Source organism: Myxococcus sp. CA005 (assembly GCF_006518205.1).
Lineage (GTDB): Bacteria > Myxococcota > Myxococcia > Myxococcales > Myxococcaceae > Myxococcus > Myxococcus xanthus.
The window spans coordinates 1-16,074 of sequence record NZ_SRLV01000085.1 but is presented as its reverse complement, the minus strand read 5'-3'; the positions used below and the strand labels follow the sequence as shown (position 1 = coordinate 16,074).

Below are 16,074 nucleotides of genomic sequence, written 5' to 3'. Positions count from 1 at the left end.
GGTCCAAAAGTCTAGGTTATATAGGGCGCGCCCATGTCACTCGACCTCAAGCGCGCGGCCTCAGAGCCCATCTCCTCCGTCGACATGCTGTTGGCTGGATTCCGAGCCGCCGAGAAGCCCAGCGGTGCGCACCGTCTGGGGCTCGAGCACGAGAAGTTCCTCTACCCGGTGGGCGCCGCGGAGCCGCCGACCTATGAAGGCGAGCGGGGCGTCGGCGCGCTGCTGAACCGGGTGGCCTCGGCGGGCTACACGCCGTTTCGGGAGACGCCGGAGTCGCCCGTCATCGCGCTGCAGCGCGGTGGCGCCACCATCTCCCTGGAGCCCGGCGGCCAGGTGGAGCTGTCCGGAAGCCCCTTCGTCACCGCGCGCGAGGCGCATGCGGAGAACCTGACGCACCTGTCGGAGGTGTCCTCCGCCGCGAAGGAGCTGGGCTTGCGGCTCGTCTTCCTGGGCTACCGCCCTTTCGGTACGACGGCGCAGATGCCGTGGATGCCGAAGACGCGCTACCTCATCATGCGCCGCACGTTGCCGGAGCGCGGCCGGCTGGCGCTGAACATGATGTTGATGACGTCCACCGGCCAGGTGTCCCTGGACTGGGCGGACGAGGCGGACTGTGTCCGCAAGACGGTGGTGGTGGCGCGGCTTGCCCCGCTGATGAATGCGCTGTACGCCAACAGCCCCATCGTGGAGGGCAAGCCGTCGGGTTACCTGTCTTTCCGCAACCGCGTTTGGGACGAGGTGGACCCCACGCGATGTGGTTACCTGCCCGCGTTCTTCGACGGCTCGTTCTCGTATCGCGCCTATGTGGAGTGGGCGCTGGACGCGCCGCTGCTCTTCCTGCGGCGCAACAACGAGTACCTGTACCCGAAGCTGACCTTCCGGCAGTTGATGAAGGAGGGCTTCGAGGGCAAGCCGCCCGACCTGAACGACTGGACGGACCACCTGTCCACGCTCTTCCCCGAGGTGCGGCTGAAGACGGTGATCGAGGTGCGCGGCGCGGACTGCGTGAACCCCGCGATGACGGGAGCGCTCGCCGCCCTCTGGCGCGGCATCCTGTACGACGCCACCGCGCTGGAGGAGGCCGAGCGCCTGTTGCCGAAGCTGACCTACGCCGAGCACCTGGCCTTCCATGATACGGCGCGGCGCGAGGGGCTGGGCGGCCGGCTGGGTTCGCAGGAGCTGCACCGCCTGGCGGCGGAGATGCTGGCCATCTCCCGCCGGGGCTTGATGCGGCTGGATGCGCAGGATGCGCCCCTGCTGGACGCGCTGGACGCGGTGGCCGCGTCGGGGCGTTCGCCCGCGGTGGCGGTGCTCGAGGCGTGGGAGAAGAATCCCCGCCCCGAGGCGCTGCTGGACGGCTTCAGCCTGTGACATGGGGGCGGGCTAGAACTGCCCGCCAATCATCACATTGCCGTTGAGGAGACTGCCTTTCTCGTCGGCGTTGGTGATGGGGTTTCGGAGGAGGCCCTCCCCGCCGACGAACCGATACGTGGCGCGCGCGCCGGCCACCAGGTTGCCGAAGCGGTAGTCCAGGCCCGCGGCCAGCGGGAGCTCCGTCTGCCAGTCATTGTTGTAGAAGCGGTCCGCGCCGTCAGAGGGGTTGAGGTAGCTCAGGCCGACGCCCGCGCCGACGAAGGGGCGCCACTTTTCGTCGATGAGCGGTCCCGCCTTGGCGAGCAGGGTGGCGTTGTGGCGCCAGACGCCTTCGCCATCGCCGTTGTTGCGCAGGCGCGAGTCGTCGATGGGGAAGCGCTGGCCTTCGTAGCCGACCTCGACGCCTCCGTACTGCCAGGGATAGGCGCTGGCGTTGATGCCCAGCAGCGGGCCCACCTTGGTGTTGCTGCCGAGGTCTCCGGTGAAGTTGCCGAGACCCAGTCGGACGTCGACGCCCACCAGCGGCCGCTCCTTGACGCGCAGCCGCTCGCCCACCTGCTGTGCCTCGATGGCGAAGGCAGGTCCCGCCATGCCCAGCGCCGCCGCGGCGGCTCCACCCACAATCGAACGTCGCATCGCATTCCTCCCCGGAAAATCAGTCACCGGAAAGCTGGCCATCTGTCGCCACGGCTACAGAGAGAGCCACAGGGACGCACGGTGGCCTGGATGGCCGCGGGCGCATCGGCCCACGGGGCGAAGGGCGCCGTGACTTGTGCGCGGACGAGCGAGGAGGGGCTCAGCGGCGGCCGAAGAGCTTCTTCAGTCCGGACAGCACGCCACCCGGGCGTCGCTCCGGCTCAGCGGCCAGCGGCGAGCGGGCGATGAGCGCGTCGAAGGTCGCGTCGTCCAAGTGCTCCGTGGCCAGAGACACCGCGTGCCGCTTCATGCCAGGCAGGGTGGTTTCGAGCGACAGGGCTCCATCGACTGAGAGGGCGAGGTGAAGTTCCACCTCACCCGCGCGCTCCACGTTGAGGGTGAGCCGGCCGAGGTACTCGGCGTCGGACGCCTGCGTGACTGCCCCCTGGAAGAGGGCCAGCTCGAGTGGACCCGGCACGGCGGGAAGCACCAGCGTCTTGGTGGCGGGCAGGCGGGTGTTCCGTTCGAGGACGCGGCGCAAGGTGCCACCGCGCTCGGCGACGGCGAGCGGCGAGGACAGCACCTCGGAGACAGTGGCCGCGGGCTTGCCGGCCGCGGCCAGCAGAAGCCCCTGTCCGAGCAGCGCGGCGCCCAGGGCCACGCTGCCTCGAGTGTCCACGTCGTCGCGCACGCTCACGCCCAGGCTCTCTTCGAGCCGGCGGCGGACCAGCGGCGCGGCGCTCTGCCCGCCGACGAGCAGCACCGCGTCCAGCCCCTGGGGGGAGAGCGCATTGGATTCGAGCACGTCGCGGACCACGGTGGTGACGCGCTGGGCGAGGTCGGCGGTGAGGGCTTCGACTCGCTCCCGGTTGATGGGGGGCACGGTTCCCGAGGGGAGGGTGACGTCCACCTGCTCCTGGCTGGAGAGGGCCACCTTCGTGGACTCGGCGGCGGTGCGCAGGGGGGCCCAGTCGAAGGGATGGTCCGGCTTGGGCACGCCCTGTTCCGAGAGGTCGCTGGCGATGGCCTCGGCGATGCGCGCATCGAAGTCCATACCGCCGAGGGTGGCGTCGCCTCCGGTGGTAATGACCTCGAGGTCATCGCCTGTGACTTGCACCACGCAGACCTGGAGACCGCCACCGCCCAGGTCCACGACGAGCACCCGCTTTCGCGCGAGCCCTCGGCCATGTGCATACGCGAGCGCTGCCGCCGCGGGGGCGATGAGGATGCGCTGGGCATCGAGCCCCGCGAGCGTGGCGGCTTCGCGAAGGGCCGCGCACTGGCGGTCGGTGAAGTGCGTGGGGGCACAGATGACGGCGCGGGTTGCCTTGCGGCCCAGGTGCGTCGCGGCGGCATGCTTCAGCTCGCGAAGCAGCATGGCCGTGAAGAGAATGGGTGAGATGACGCGGCCTCGGACCTCCACGGCGGAGTCCCCATTCGTGTCCGTGGTGACGGGGAAGGGGAGCAACGGGGCGAGCCAGCGAAGTTGCGGAGAACGCGGCTTCAGACCCAGCAGCCGCTTGAGACCGGAGATGGCACGGCGGGGGGCACGTTGGCCTTCCGTCTGAGCCGTGGCGCCGACGACGAGGTCGCCGGTTCCGTTCACCGCGATGAGCGCGGGAAGGTCCGTGGTGGTGGTGCCGGGGAGGGGAATGAGCTTGGGTGTCCCGTCCTGGACGACGGCGACGCGCGCATGTGAGGTGCCCAGGTCGATGCCCAGCACGACCTCAGGGAGCGCGGGCGTCGAGGCCGGCTGGGGAAGGGGGACTTCGAGCAGGGCACGGCGGCGGTTGCGTGGCACGTCCGCGTCCTGAGGGACGGGGGGCGTGGGCTCGGATTCGGTGCGGGCTGGGGCTGCTTCCGTGTTGAACAGAGAAGCTTCATCCGAGGCCACGCCGGGGCGCACGCTTTCGGTAGCGGTGGTGCGCTCATGCGGCTCGGCAGTCGCGAGTGTTGGCTCTGGTGGCGGACTCGACTCGGCCGCGGGGGCTGCACTGGCTGCCGCCTGGGGCGGTGTGTCACCTGATGTGGAGGCGCCCTGCGAACGCTCAGCGGAGTTCGCGCCTGGAGCGGCGTGCGCCGTCTTGTCGACGCCAGGTGCGCTCGGGAGCGCGGCCATCGCCTGTGCGGATGCTGCCTCGCCGGGAGCACTGCCGGACGGGTCATCCGTGTGGGTCGTCGTCGTAGATTCGGACGCGACACTCGGGCCACTTTGTTCGGTGGTCGGCGCTGCTGCTTGGGGCTCGGTAGCTGCCTCGTTGCTTGCCTCGGCGACGGGCGCATCGCTCAGTGGTGACGTCGCGGCGGGGGGCTGAGTGGTGGATGCGTCGCCTGCTTCGGCGTCGGACTGTGCACGAGGAGGCGCGGCCGTCGCGGACGCCTCCGGGGATGCTACGTGACCTGCCTCGGTGGTGGGCTCGACGCTTGTGATCGAAGTGGCAGTTGGCGTTTCAGTCGGTGATGCGTCGCCTGCTTTGGCATCGCGCGTTTCGCTCGCGGGCGCCGCCGTCCCGGAGGATGTCGGGGCTGTTTCGTTGCCCTCGTCGGTGTCGGGCTCGACGCTTGTGGTCGATGCCTCGGCGGTTGCTCGAATCGTGGATGTATCGCTGCCCTTGGCGGTGGGCTCGGAGCTCGTCGTCGCAGATGTCGCGGAGGGTTCCGTGGCTGCTTCGTTGGCGGGAGCAGTACCCGTAACTGGCGTCGTCGCGGAGGGTTCCGCCGTTGCAGGCGTGCCAGCTTCCGCGACGATTGGGGTGTTCGCCTGAGTGACAGATGCTCCGTGGGGCGCCGCTGCATCTGCATCCGTTGCTGGGGCGGAAGCTTCGTCACCGACGGCTTCGTCGAGTTCAGAGGGCGCGCGTCCACCAGGACCAGGCAGGGATACAGGGCGCGCGGGCGCGGAGGTGGGGGGCTCGGCTGCTGCATGCGCATCGTCGCCTGTCTCCAACTCGGGCGGGACACGAAGCAGCGTTTGAGGCGGCTCCACTGGCTCGCTCGAGGCCAGTGCGTCGGAGGCTTTCGCCGTCACGTCCGGAGTCGCGGTCGCTGACGGCGCAGTGCCGGCGTCGGTTGACGAATTCACCGGGACGAGTGCCGCTTTGGCGGGCTCACCGAGGCCGTGTCGCTCGGCTACGGCATTCGCATTGCTACCTTCATCCTCGGACGCCGCGAGGCTCGCGGTGATGGCGAAGTCGAGCCCGTCACTCGAATCAGCTTCAAAGCGCGGAGCGACAGGTCCCGGACGTGCGTCCGCATCTTGTGTGCTCGGAGCCCCTGAATCAGTGAAAGCACTCCCGCCGAACGCGTCAGAGGCATCAAGTGAGCCCGTGTCCGCCTCACCGGACACCGCATGCGCGTCCGTGCTGGACGCAGGCTCATCCGGCACTTGCTCGGACTCGGAGGACGGAGCAGCCGTGCCGGAGTCCGGCGCTTCCGCGCGTGCGTCATCATCCGCCGTAGCAGTCTCGGAACTGGGCGTGAGTTCCGGCACCGCCACCGTGCTCGCGAGATCGGCTCCGTTGGCAGCTACCGCGTCAGGAACTCCCGTCGGCGTGCCTTCGACGCGCGCATCCTCCCGCGAGGGCTCGCGGGGGGGAGTCGAGGCACGCACCGCATTCGAAGCCTTCGCGCCGGGTGTGCGGCGAACGAGTCCCGGAGGTGGCGCGGGTGCAGGGGCCGGAGGCGGGAGCGTGACCTGGGCGGGAGCTTGTGGCTCCGCGCTTCCGGTACGTTTCGACACCACCCGGTCGATGAGCGCCTTGCTCGCAGCGTCCAGCTTCACGAAGCGCACCGTCATGCCGGTACGCCCGCCCACCGCGTCCACCTGGGCCTTCACGACGACGCCTTCGCCGCGAAGCAGGCGTGTCCCATCGGCAAGGACGAACTCGAACGCCAGCCCGGTACCTTCGGGCTTCATGGCGCGCGTGGCAACGAACACGCCACCGCGCGCCACGTTCGAGCCGTACTTGTCGATAAACTCCTCCTCCGTCGTGTACGGGAGGCGGATGCGAAGCGGGAGGAGCTTGGACGCTGTCCCGCTCATTTCAAGGGAATCCGCACATCCCCCCCGGAGCCCTGAAGCAACAGGTGTAGCCCGTCGTCCCGAAGGGCCTCCGGAGGAAGCTCGAACAGGAGGACCACGTCGGTGCGCTCATCCGGAGCCCAGGTGCGCCGAAGGGGGCGGGTGCCCCCGACGACCTGGGCATCCCGGGCCACGGTGTACGACTGGCCTTCAGCCCCGAAGAGCTTCGCCCCGTCCAGGTCCAGGGTGAGCGACGCGCCGCCCACGTTCTGCGTCATGAGTTGAACGCGGAAGAACAGGTCCTCGGAGGTCAGGCTCACCTTCCCCGAGCCCTTCACCGAGTGCGACGCGTCCAGTCCGGTGAGCTTCACGGACAGGGTCTCCAAGTGCACGGCGTCGTTGGGGGCGGGAAGCTCCCATGCGCGCTCGGTGGGGACGTTGATGCCCGCGGCCAGGCCCGCGAGGTTCGCGTTCGGGTCTCCGCGCGTGGCCTCGGGGCCCTGGGAGGGACGGCCGCCCTGGTTCACCCGGTCCACTTCCTGGCGGAGCTTCTGAAGCGTCCGGTCGTCACCCGTACCCGTGTAGTCAGGCACGGACTCCTCCTTGCAGCCACCCAGGACGAGGGTGGCCGCCAGGAGCGCCACGGAAGCGGAGGCCCGGTGGTTCATCACGCGGTGCCCACGCCCTTCACCAACTCGTACAGCTTCTCCAGCGCCGCGGGGAGCTTCGAGGCATCAGGGCCACCAGCCTGGGCCATCTCGGCCTTGCCGCCGCCCTTGCCGCCGACTTCCTTGGCCATCTCGCGCACCAGCGCGCCGGCGTTGATGCCCTTGGCCACGACGTCCTTGGTGGCCGCGACCAGGATGATGGCCCGGCCGTCCTTCTCGCCGCCGATGGCGACCACGCCCGAGCGGATGCGGTCACGGAGCTGGTCCGCCATGCCGCGCAGGACGTTGTCATCCGCTGCGTCCACCTGGGTGGCCAGGACCTTCATGCCATTCACATCGCGAGCCTGCTCCAGCAGGTCCTTGCTGCTGGCCGTCTGCGCCTTGACGGCCACTTCCTCGACCTTGCGCTCCAGTTCCTTCACGCGCTTCTGGGTCGCTTCGACGCGCTTGGAGACTTCCTTCGGGTTCGACTTGAGCAGCTCGGCTACCTTGCGCAGCTCGTGTTCCTGCTCGCGGACGTGCTGGAGCGCGCCGATGCCCGTCAGCGCGACGATGCGGCGCACGCCGGACGCGACGCCGCTCTCGCTGGCAATCTTGAACAGGCCGATGTCACCGCTGCGGCGCACGTGGGTGCCGCCGCACAGCTCGGTGGACTCGGGGTGTACGGTGACGACGCGAACCGTCTCGCCGTACTTCTCGCCGAACATGGCGACGGCGCCGGACTTCTTCGCGTCCTCCAGGCTCATGACGCGCGTCTCGGCCCCCGCGTTGTCGCGAATCCAGCCGTTGACCAGGTCCTCGACCTGCTCAAGCTGCGCGGACGTGGCGGGCGAGAAGTGCGCGAAGTCGAAGCGCAGGTAGTCCGGCGCTACGACGGAACCCGCCTGCTTCACGTGCTCACCGAGCACGAGCTTGAGCGCCTTGTGGAGCAGGTGCGTCGCGGAGTGGTTCGCACGGATGGACTTGCGGCGCTCCGAGTCCACGCCGGCCTGGACCATGTCGCCGACCTTGAAGGTGCCCTCGGAGACTTCCACCGAGTGGACCACGAGGCCCGGCACGGGGCGCTGCGCGTCGGTGACCTTGGCCACCGCCTTGCCGCCGTGGCCGACGATGCGGCCGGTGTCGCCCATCTGGCCACCGGACTCGCCGTAGAAGGGCGTGCGGTCCAGGACCAGCTCCACCGTGTCGCCTTGCGTGGCCTGCGTGACTTCGGCGCCGTCCTTGACGATGGCCCGGATGCTGCCTTCGCCTTCGTGTCCCTCGCCCTCATAGCCGAGGAACTCCGTCGTCCCGAGCCGCTCCGCCAGCTTCAGGTAGACCTCGCCCGTGGCCTTGTCGCCAGAGCCCGCGAACTTGTTCTTGTCCGCCTCTTCCTTGAGGCGCTCCTCGAAGCGGACCAGGTCCACGTCGAGGCCGCGCTCCCGGGCGATGATCTGCGTAAGGTCCCATGGGAAGCCGTAGGTGCCGTGGAGTAGGAAGACGACGTCGCCGGAGAGCTGCTTGCCGCCGGCCTTCTGCAGCTCGGACAGCTCCTCCTCGATGAGCTTGAGGCCGCGGCTGAGCGTCTGGCGGAAGCTCGTCTCCTCGTGCCGACAGACCTCCAGGACGAAGGTGCGGCTCTCCCGGAGCTCGGGGTAGGCGTCGCCCATCAGCTCGATGACGCGGTCGACGACCTTGAAGAAGAAGACGTCCTCCAGGCCCAACTGCTGGGTGCCGTGCCGGATGGCGCGGCGCATGATGCGGCGCAGGACGTAGCCGCGGCCCTCGTTGGAGGGCTGGACGCCGTCCGAGATGAGGAACGCCGCCGCGCGGCTGTGGTCCGCGACCACGCGCTGGGACGCGCCAGACTCCTGCGAGTAGGGCTTGCCGCACAGTTCGCTGACGGTGGCGAGGATGTTCTGGAAGAGGTCCGTCTCATAGTTGGACCGCTTGCCCTGGACGACGGAGGCGATGCGCTCCAGGCCCGCGCCGGTGTCGATGGACGGCTTCGGCAGGGGGATGAGGGGCCCGTCCTTCTCCTTGCGCTCGAACTGCATGAACACGAGGTTCCAGATTTCGAGCCACCGGTCGCAGTCACATGCGACGCCCTGACACTTCTTGCCCTCGGCCTCTTCGACACAGGGGATGTCGTCGCCCTGGTGGTAGTGGATTTCGGAGCAGGGGCCGCAGGGGCCGGTGTCGCCCATGGCCCAGAAGTTGTCCTTGAGGCCGAGCTTGTAGAGGCGCTCGGCGGGGACGCCCTGCTTCTTCCACAGCTCGTAGGCCTCTTCGTCCCAGGGGGTGCCGCCCTCGCCGTTGAACACGGTGACGGCGAGCCGGTCGGTGGACAGGCCGAGCGTCCGGGTGACGAACTCCCAGCCGTACGCGATGGCGTCGGCCTTGAAGTAGTCGCCGAAGGAGAAGTTCCCGAGCATCTCGAAGAATGTGTGGTGCCGGGCGGTGAAGCCGACGTTGTCGAGGTCGTTGTGCTTGCCGCCGGCGCGCACGCACTTCTGCGACGTGGTGGCGCGGCGGTAGTCGCGCGTCTCACGGCCGGTGAAGACGTCCTTGAACTGCACCATGCCCGCGTTGGTGAACATCAGCGTCGGGTCGTTGGCGGGCACCAGGGAGGAGGACGCCACACGGCGGTGGCCGCGCTCCTCGAAGAATTTGAGGAACGCCTCGCGGATCTCGGAGGCGGTCAGGGCGGAAGGCATGGTGTGGGTATATGCCACAAGAGGCGGCTTCGCAGGAGTTCTTGGAGGTTGCATGAGGTGCCGGACGACCCCGGGAACCCGGGACTGACCCGGTCGGTGGCTTGGGAGGGGGGCTGGCGGGAAGGGCGAGCTGCTGTTTCCGGAGGGGCCTGACACGCACCGCGAGCGAAATCGTGCAGAGTGGCCCATCCAGTTCCACAGACGGTAAATCCCGCAACGTGGACGGCCGCGTGCGGCGTACACACGACAACCGAGCTCCTGTGAACCGAAGTCATGCTGCTGGTAGGAGCCCGCTGGGTCTGCCCAGACCTCGCCAATGAGGCGCTGGTCCATTAATTGCTCAACGCAACAACTTGCGAAGCAGTCTGTCGGCTACTTGACCGTGCTTGCCAGTGAATGAGAAGTGACGCCTGCGTGCTGACCGTAATGGGACAGGCGGGGACCATGTATATGAGGTGGAAGAAGCGGGGGGGCGGCAGGAACAGTTTTTGATGCCGTGAGATTGTCGAACGGTGGGCACGAGTTGCCAGAAGGCAGCGTGGAAGTGACCAAAGTAAGGTGGCATGCGGTAAGGCATTGCAGGTGCCAGGGTTCTAATCCGAGTGCTTCGACGATGAGGCGCTGCAGAAGTCGGACACCACGACTGTTGCTCCTCAGTCAGTCAGATGGACTTCTCGTGGAGAGATGTATTTCGTCTGGCACCGGGTTTCAAACTCTGCTCTGGAGCGAAGGTGACAGGTCACTCTCATCCTCAATTGGGGAGATGCTGACTGTACCTAGGTGGCTCCCACGCAATCGACCGCTTCCGTAGCTCTCATGGCAGTAGGGCCTCGAACGGGTCCGTTAACGCCTATTGATGGCACGAGAAAACCGTCGGCCCTGTTCTCGCTTGGGTAGCGAATGGTCGGTCCTGCGAATTTCTCATCCGAACCTTTGGGGGATATTGGGGATGGATTTGCCTTTCTTTCGTTTTGGAGTGCTTGAGTGGACTTTGGGGAGATGGGACAGGGATGGCGCGAATGTGAAAAGAAAATCGTGGCAGGCTTTGTGTCTGTCTTCCAGGCGCCTCGTCTGTTTGGTATCGGTATGGGGACTGCTCGTTCCGTCTTTGGACAGCGGCGCCGAGCCGCAGCCATCTCCGCCAGACGAAAAGGCCTGGGCCTCCCTGGGGGCTGCTCTCTTCATCGACACGTCCTTGAGCGCAGATGGCAAGGTGGCTTGCGCGACTTGCCATCCACCTGATGCCGCCTTTACAGACGGCAAGCCTGTCTCACGGGGTGTGTTCGACCGCACCGGTACTAGGAACGTACCCAGCCTGTGGGGCCTGGCCTCGGCCCGTGAGTTTTTCTGGGATGGGCGAAGGGCCTCATTAGAGACGTTGATGTTCGATCCGCTTACGACCGCCGAAGAGCATGGGATGGAAGGAGAGGAAGCTGTCATTTCATCTGTCCAGGCTCGATATTCAGCGGAATTCGAGCGACTCTTTCCTGGAAGGGGGGCGACGCGGGAAACGGTATCTAGGGTGCTCGCGGCCTATGTGCGCCAGCAGGTTCCTCCTCCCTCGCCGTTTGAGCAGTTTCTTAGTGGGGACGCGCAGGCACTTCGTCCGGAACAGCGAAGAGGGTTCGCGCTCTTCACAGGCCGGGCGGGCTGCGCGCGCTGCCACCCGCCCGAGGGCGGAGCCTTCACGGATGGGTCGTACCATGCCGGTGAGATTTCCGCGGCCCTCATAGCTAAGCAGGCGGGCGCGGCTCGAGAACTGGCGCTGCTGGACCCTGGCGCGCGGCGGGCGGCTGTCTCTGCGCGCGCAGAAGTGGCGGCGCTGGGGCGATACGTGGTGACCCTGAGGGCTTCTGACCTGGGGCGGTTTCGTACGCCGTCCCTCCGCAACGTAGCCGTAACGGCGCCGTACATGCGTGACGGCAGTGTTCCCACGCTGATTCAAGCCGTTGAACGAGAGCTGTATTATCGCCTGCCTGAGGGGCTTCAGGTAGGAGACATGACCCCTTCCGAGCGCTCCGACATTGTGGCTTTTCTCCATTCGCTGACCAGCCCCGCTGCTTCGACAGGGATTGGCCGGTAACACTTTCGTCCATCCAGCCCATTCCAAGCTAGGAGTCGTTCTTGAAGCGAACTTTCTGGGAGAGCTGCGTTCGCGCTCTCTGGTGTGTCCTTGTGTTGTCCGCGTGTGGCGGTCCACCTGCATCTCAGCCAGGAACGGAGACCCGGTCCAGTGCTCTGGGGGACGCAGGGCCTCCAATTCAGTATGTCTATGACGAAAGTCGGCGTCTGGTAGGCGTCTATGACGGGGCGGGCGCCAGCGCTCAGTATGTTTATGACCCAGGGGGAAACCTCTTGGAAATTAAGCGCCTATCCGAAGCGGAGCTGGGGCTCTTCGATTTTACTCCCAACGCGGGCCCTCCCGGGGCGGATGTGATATTGACGGGGGTGGGCTTCAGCCCGGCACTGGTTGGCAACACGGTTCGTTTCAATGGCGTGGATGCCATCGTGTCTGCGGCGAGTCCGCAGCGACTGGTGGTGACGATTCCGGCGAACGCAACAACGGGGCCAGTGAGTGTGACCGTGGATGGGGCGACGGTCCCGAGCCATGAGGACTTTATTGTTACGAGTCCCGTACTTGGCCCCGTCATCACAGGTTTCTCTCCAGTGGGAGGCCCGGTGGACTCAGTGGTGACCATTACAGGGAGTAACTTCGACCCCGACCGTCTTTTCAATCGAGTCTTCCTCGGAGACATCCAGGCCTCGGTGCTGACCTCCTCCGCATCACAGCTGGAGGTGAAGGTCTCTCAATTGGGCGCGACGGGCGCGATTCGGGTCTCCACTCCTTCAGGGCGAGCGACGAGCTCCGAGGACTTCCTAGTGCTCCCCGTGGGGGCGGTTCCTGCGATGACAGACACCAGACTCCAAGCTGAAGTCGGCGGGGCGTCGAGTGCTGTGTCCCTGGCGGACTCAACGCGTAAGGCGGTGTTGAGCTTCTCCGTGCGGCAGGGGGAGCAGGTAAGTCTCGTGGTGACATCGGTGGTCCTGGGGGGAGCGAACCAAGCGACGCTGGTGGTCCATGATCAAATGGGCGGGCAGGTGGGCAACTTTAGCCTTGCGGCAGCAGGCGGGGTCTTCGACATTCCGATGGCTACCAGGGACACCGTCTACACGCTCGTGGTGCGACTCAGCGGCACGACAACGGGGTTTAATGCGTCTTTCGCATTGGTGCGTGCTGTGCGCGGCATGCTGGAGAAGGACGGGGTATCGGCAACCTTCACGGGACAGGTAGGCCAGAATGGCATCTATGAATTCAGCGGCATGATGGGGGCGCGCCTGGGGCTGGGGGTGACGAGTGTCAGCACTACGCCTGCCGGAGGGGGCGCTGTCATCAGGCTGCTCAAGCCGGATGGCACCCTATTGGTTGATTGCAGCAACTTCTACGTGCCAGGGAACTGCGACGTGCCGGTGTTGCCGATGACGGGCACATACAGCCTGACGGTGAATCCATCAGGGACGGTGACGGCGACGGTGGGCCTGTTGCTGTCGACGTCGCTGGGAGACGTCCTCACGGTGGATGGCCCCGCTCACACCTTCAGCACTGCGCGGGTGGGCCAGGATGGCTTCTACACCTTCTCTGCCAACGCGAATTCCAACCTGACGCTGCTAATCACAGGCAACAACTTCGGCAGCAACACGTTGGTGCGCATCCTGAGGCCTGATGGCACGCAGTTGACGAGCCAAACCACGGGCTCCGCCACTGGCTACACGGTGGACTTCACGCCCCCAACGACGGGCACGTACGGCATCACCGTGGACCCGTACCAAGCCAGCATCGGCCAGATGACGCTCCAATTGGTTGAGGAGGCCAGCGGAAGCGCGGGCACCGTCGATGGGGTGGAGACGACAGTGGTCCTGAATGCAGGGCAGAACGGCCGTTACACTTTCAGCGGCACGATGGGGGCGCGACTAGGGCTGGGGGTGACGAGTGTCAGCACTACGCCTGCCGGAGGGAGCGCTGTCATTAAGCTGCTCAAGCCAGATGGCACCCTGTTGGTTGATTGCAGCAACTTCTACGTGCCAGGGAACTGCGACGTGCCGGTGTTGCCGATGACGGGCACATACAGCCTGACGGTGAATCCATCAGGGACGGTGACGGCGACGGTGGGCCTGTTGCTGTCGACGTCGCTGGGAGACGTCCTCACGGTGGATGGCCCCGCTCACACCTTCAGCACTGCGCGGGTGGGCCAGGATGGCTTCTACACCTTCTCTGCCAACGCGAATTCCAACCTGACGCTGCTAATCACAGGCAACAGCTTCGGCAGCAACACGTTGGTGCGCATCCTGAGGCCTGATGGCGCGCAGTTGACGAGCCAAACCACGGGCTCCGCCACTGGCTACACGGTGAACTTCACGCCCCCCACGACGGGTACGTACGGCATCACCGTGGACCCGTACCAAGCCAGCATCGGCCAACTCTCCTTGGGAATAAAGACCGCGGGCGCTCCCTCGGCACCAGCCCAAGCGGATGTCCGGAAGTGACCTTCATGTCCTCCCTGATTCAACCTGGAAAGACCATGCCTCAAATCAGACGTGTACTCGCGGTCGCCTGCCTCGCCCTGCTGGGCGTGATTACCGGCTGCGCGGAAGAAGTCCCGTTCGCTGCGGTGCCCGATGACCTCATGCAACCGCTGACCGTGGTTAGGCCTCCAGTGCGAGTGGATCGCGGTGCAACGCGCTTGCCGGACGGGCGCTGGTTGTTTCTAGGGGGCGAACAGCCGACACGTGACGCGGAGCTCCTGCCGGAGACCGGTGTCCCCGAGCCGCTGGAAAATGGCCTGGTGTTCGCGCGCTCGCATCCGACTGCGACGGTGGTTCCCGATGGCAGGGTCTTGGTGGTGGGGGGACGCGATGCGGCCGGACGGCTACTCGGCACCGCCGAATGGTTTTCCGCAGACACTCGGACCTTCACGAGCGCGATGGAGCTCCGGACGGAGGCGCGTGCGCGCCACTCGGCTACGGTGTTGACGGATGGCCGCGTGCTCTTCACCGGTGGGGAGACAGTGGATTCACGGGCTAGCGATACCGCGGAACTCCTAGATTCAAGGACCCTCCAGGTGACGCGGCTCTCCTCCCGCATGCAGGTGGCCCGCGCGGGCCACACTGCGGTGCTGCTGCCGGATGGCCGCGTGTTGCTCTGGGGCGGTGACGCGTCGGGCGCGGTGCCCACTGCGGAACTGTTCGATCCGGTCCGGGGCGAGTTCGTCCGAGTGGATGCCGCCGAACGTGACAGGCTGCCGAATTCGAACTCCTCAGCGAGGATGGCGGGCTCGCTTCCCGTAGACGGTGCGGCCGCAGTGCCGGTGGACACCCTGCTGGCAGTGCGCCTGAGCCAGCCCATGTCCCAGGATGGTGAGACGGCCGTCACGCTGATGGGGCCTGTGGGCGAGGTGGCTGGTGACCATACCCTCGCGGAGGAAGGGCGGTTGCTCTTCTTCCGTCCCTCGCAGTCGCTGCTGCCGGCCACTATATATACGCTCTACGTCGAGGGGTTGAAGACCCAAGCAGGGCAGGTTCTGCCCCTCACCTCGGTGGGCTTCACGACCGCGAGCTTGGCATTGGGCGAGGGACGGCCGGACGTTCGCCTTCCTCGGCCACGGCCCGGCCGCGCCAGGGCGACAGCGCAGCCGGTGTCCCTGGTGCGCCCATCTGAGATGCGGCGCCCGGACGGACGCTACGAGTGGCGCGCTCCCGAGCGACCTTTCTTTGATAATGGGGAAACGTGGTTGCCGGGACCGGAGAATTTCATGGGCGACTGGCGTTCAAGAGAGCCCCAGGTGCCTCCGGTGGAGCCGCTCACGGCGGCTTCGGGTGTCACTGCTCTGTCCGGGCGCGTGCTGCGCCTCAATGGCAAGCCACTTGCGGGCGTACGCATCGTAGTGCGCGGTATTGCTACTGTTACAGATTCCCAGGGGCGCTTCCTCTTGGAAGGGCTTAATCCGGGAGGGCAGACCCTGGAGGTCAATGGCCAGACGGCCAATCACGGTTCGACCCGTTATGGCCTTTTCTTCATGCATATCGAAATTCGGGAAGGAGTCACCAACCCACTGGGACACACCGTGTGGATGCCCCGGTTGGATCCCCAGGGTACGGTCGCCATCCCAAGTCCCACGACGGAGGAGGTCGCGGTGACGACACCCGCTATCCCGGGGCTTGAGTTGCGGCTGCCGCCGGGAACAGTAGTGCGTGACCGCGCGGGCAACTTGTTGACCGAGATCAACATTACCCCGCTGCCCATCAACCAAGCACCTTTTCCCCTGCCTAATCTGGAGATGCCGCTCTACTTTACGCTCCAGCCAAGCGACGCACGCTTCGAAGGGCTATCGCCCGGCTTCAGCGGCGCGAAGCTTTACTACGCCAACTACCGGGGCGAACTTCCCGGAGCGAAGGCTAACTTCTGGAACTACGACGCGAATAGTAGTGGCTGGTATGCCTATGGCCTGGGCAGTGTCAGCGCGGATGGGCGCCAGGTGATTCCGGACGATGGCGTTGCCCTCTATGGCTTCGTCGGGGCTGGATTCAGCAACCCCGACGTTCCTCCGCCTCCCGTGGGCGGTGGTTGCAACACCGAATGCTGTGCCTGTCTCTTATACACATCTCCGAGCCCACGAGACGCTCA

Annotated in this window: 7 protein-coding genes and 1 pseudogene; 3 read left to right on the top strand and 5 right to left on the bottom strand. The window is 66.3% G+C overall.

Translation table 11 applies throughout. The annotated features are described in order from the left end of the window. Positions 1-33 precede the first annotated feature (33 nt). Complete coding sequence (locus FMQ63_RS29120; RefSeq protein ID WP_011555757.1) at positions 34-1,371, top strand: glutamate--cysteine ligase; 1,338 nt, start codon at positions 34-36, stop codon at positions 1,369-1,371. A gap of 12 nt (positions 1,372-1,383) precedes the next feature. Here the strand turns inward: FMQ63_RS29120 and FMQ63_RS29115 are convergent, their stop codons facing one another. The 5 genes and pseudogenes from FMQ63_RS29115 to alaS all read right to left on the bottom strand — a co-directional run bounded on the left by FMQ63_RS29115 (position 1,384) and on the right by alaS (position 9,395). Next, positions 1,384-2,052 carry an outer membrane protein gene (locus FMQ63_RS29115; protein ID WP_011555756.1) on the bottom strand — a complete coding sequence of 223 codons (669 nt, stop codon included), beginning with the start codon at positions 2,050-2,052 and terminating at the stop codon, positions 1,384-1,386. 118 nt (positions 2,053-2,170) lie between these two features. Next, positions 2,171-3,811 carry an Hsp70 family protein gene (locus FMQ63_RS29110; protein WP_225909993.1) on the bottom strand — a complete coding sequence of 547 codons (1,641 nt, stop codon included), beginning with the start codon at positions 3,809-3,811 and terminating at the stop codon, positions 2,171-2,173. A gap of 1,944 nt (positions 3,812-5,755) precedes the next feature. Further along, positions 5,756-6,052, bottom strand: a pseudogene (locus FMQ63_RS38180) (TIGR02266 family protein); the annotation flags it as partial. Next, complete coding sequence (locus FMQ63_RS29100; RefSeq protein WP_011555754.1) at positions 6,049-6,702, bottom strand: hypothetical protein; 654 nt, start codon at positions 6,700-6,702, stop codon at positions 6,049-6,051. The gene FMQ63_RS29100 and the pseudogene FMQ63_RS38180, both read right to left, overlap by 4 nt. Next, positions 6,699-9,395: an alanine--tRNA ligase gene (alaS, locus tag FMQ63_RS29095; RefSeq protein WP_011555753.1), complete on the bottom strand. Its 2,697-nt coding sequence runs from the start codon at positions 9,393-9,395 to the stop codon at positions 6,699-6,701. Before alaS ends, FMQ63_RS29100 begins: the two co-directional genes overlap by 4 nt. A gap of 856 nt (positions 9,396-10,251) precedes the next feature. On the opposite strand from alaS, the gene FMQ63_RS29090 reads away from it, so the two are divergent. After that, positions 10,252-11,478 (top strand): cytochrome-c peroxidase, encoded by a 1,227-nt coding sequence (locus FMQ63_RS29090; protein WP_081436809.1) that lies wholly within the window; start codon positions 10,252-10,254, stop codon positions 11,476-11,478. Between the two features lie 272 nt (positions 11,479-11,750). After that, on the top strand, positions 11,751-13,937 hold the full coding sequence (locus FMQ63_RS29085) for an IPT/TIG domain-containing protein (protein WP_176973847.1): 2,187 nt from the start codon (positions 11,751-11,753) through the stop codon (positions 13,935-13,937). The last annotated feature ends 2,137 nt before the right edge of the window (positions 13,938-16,074 follow it).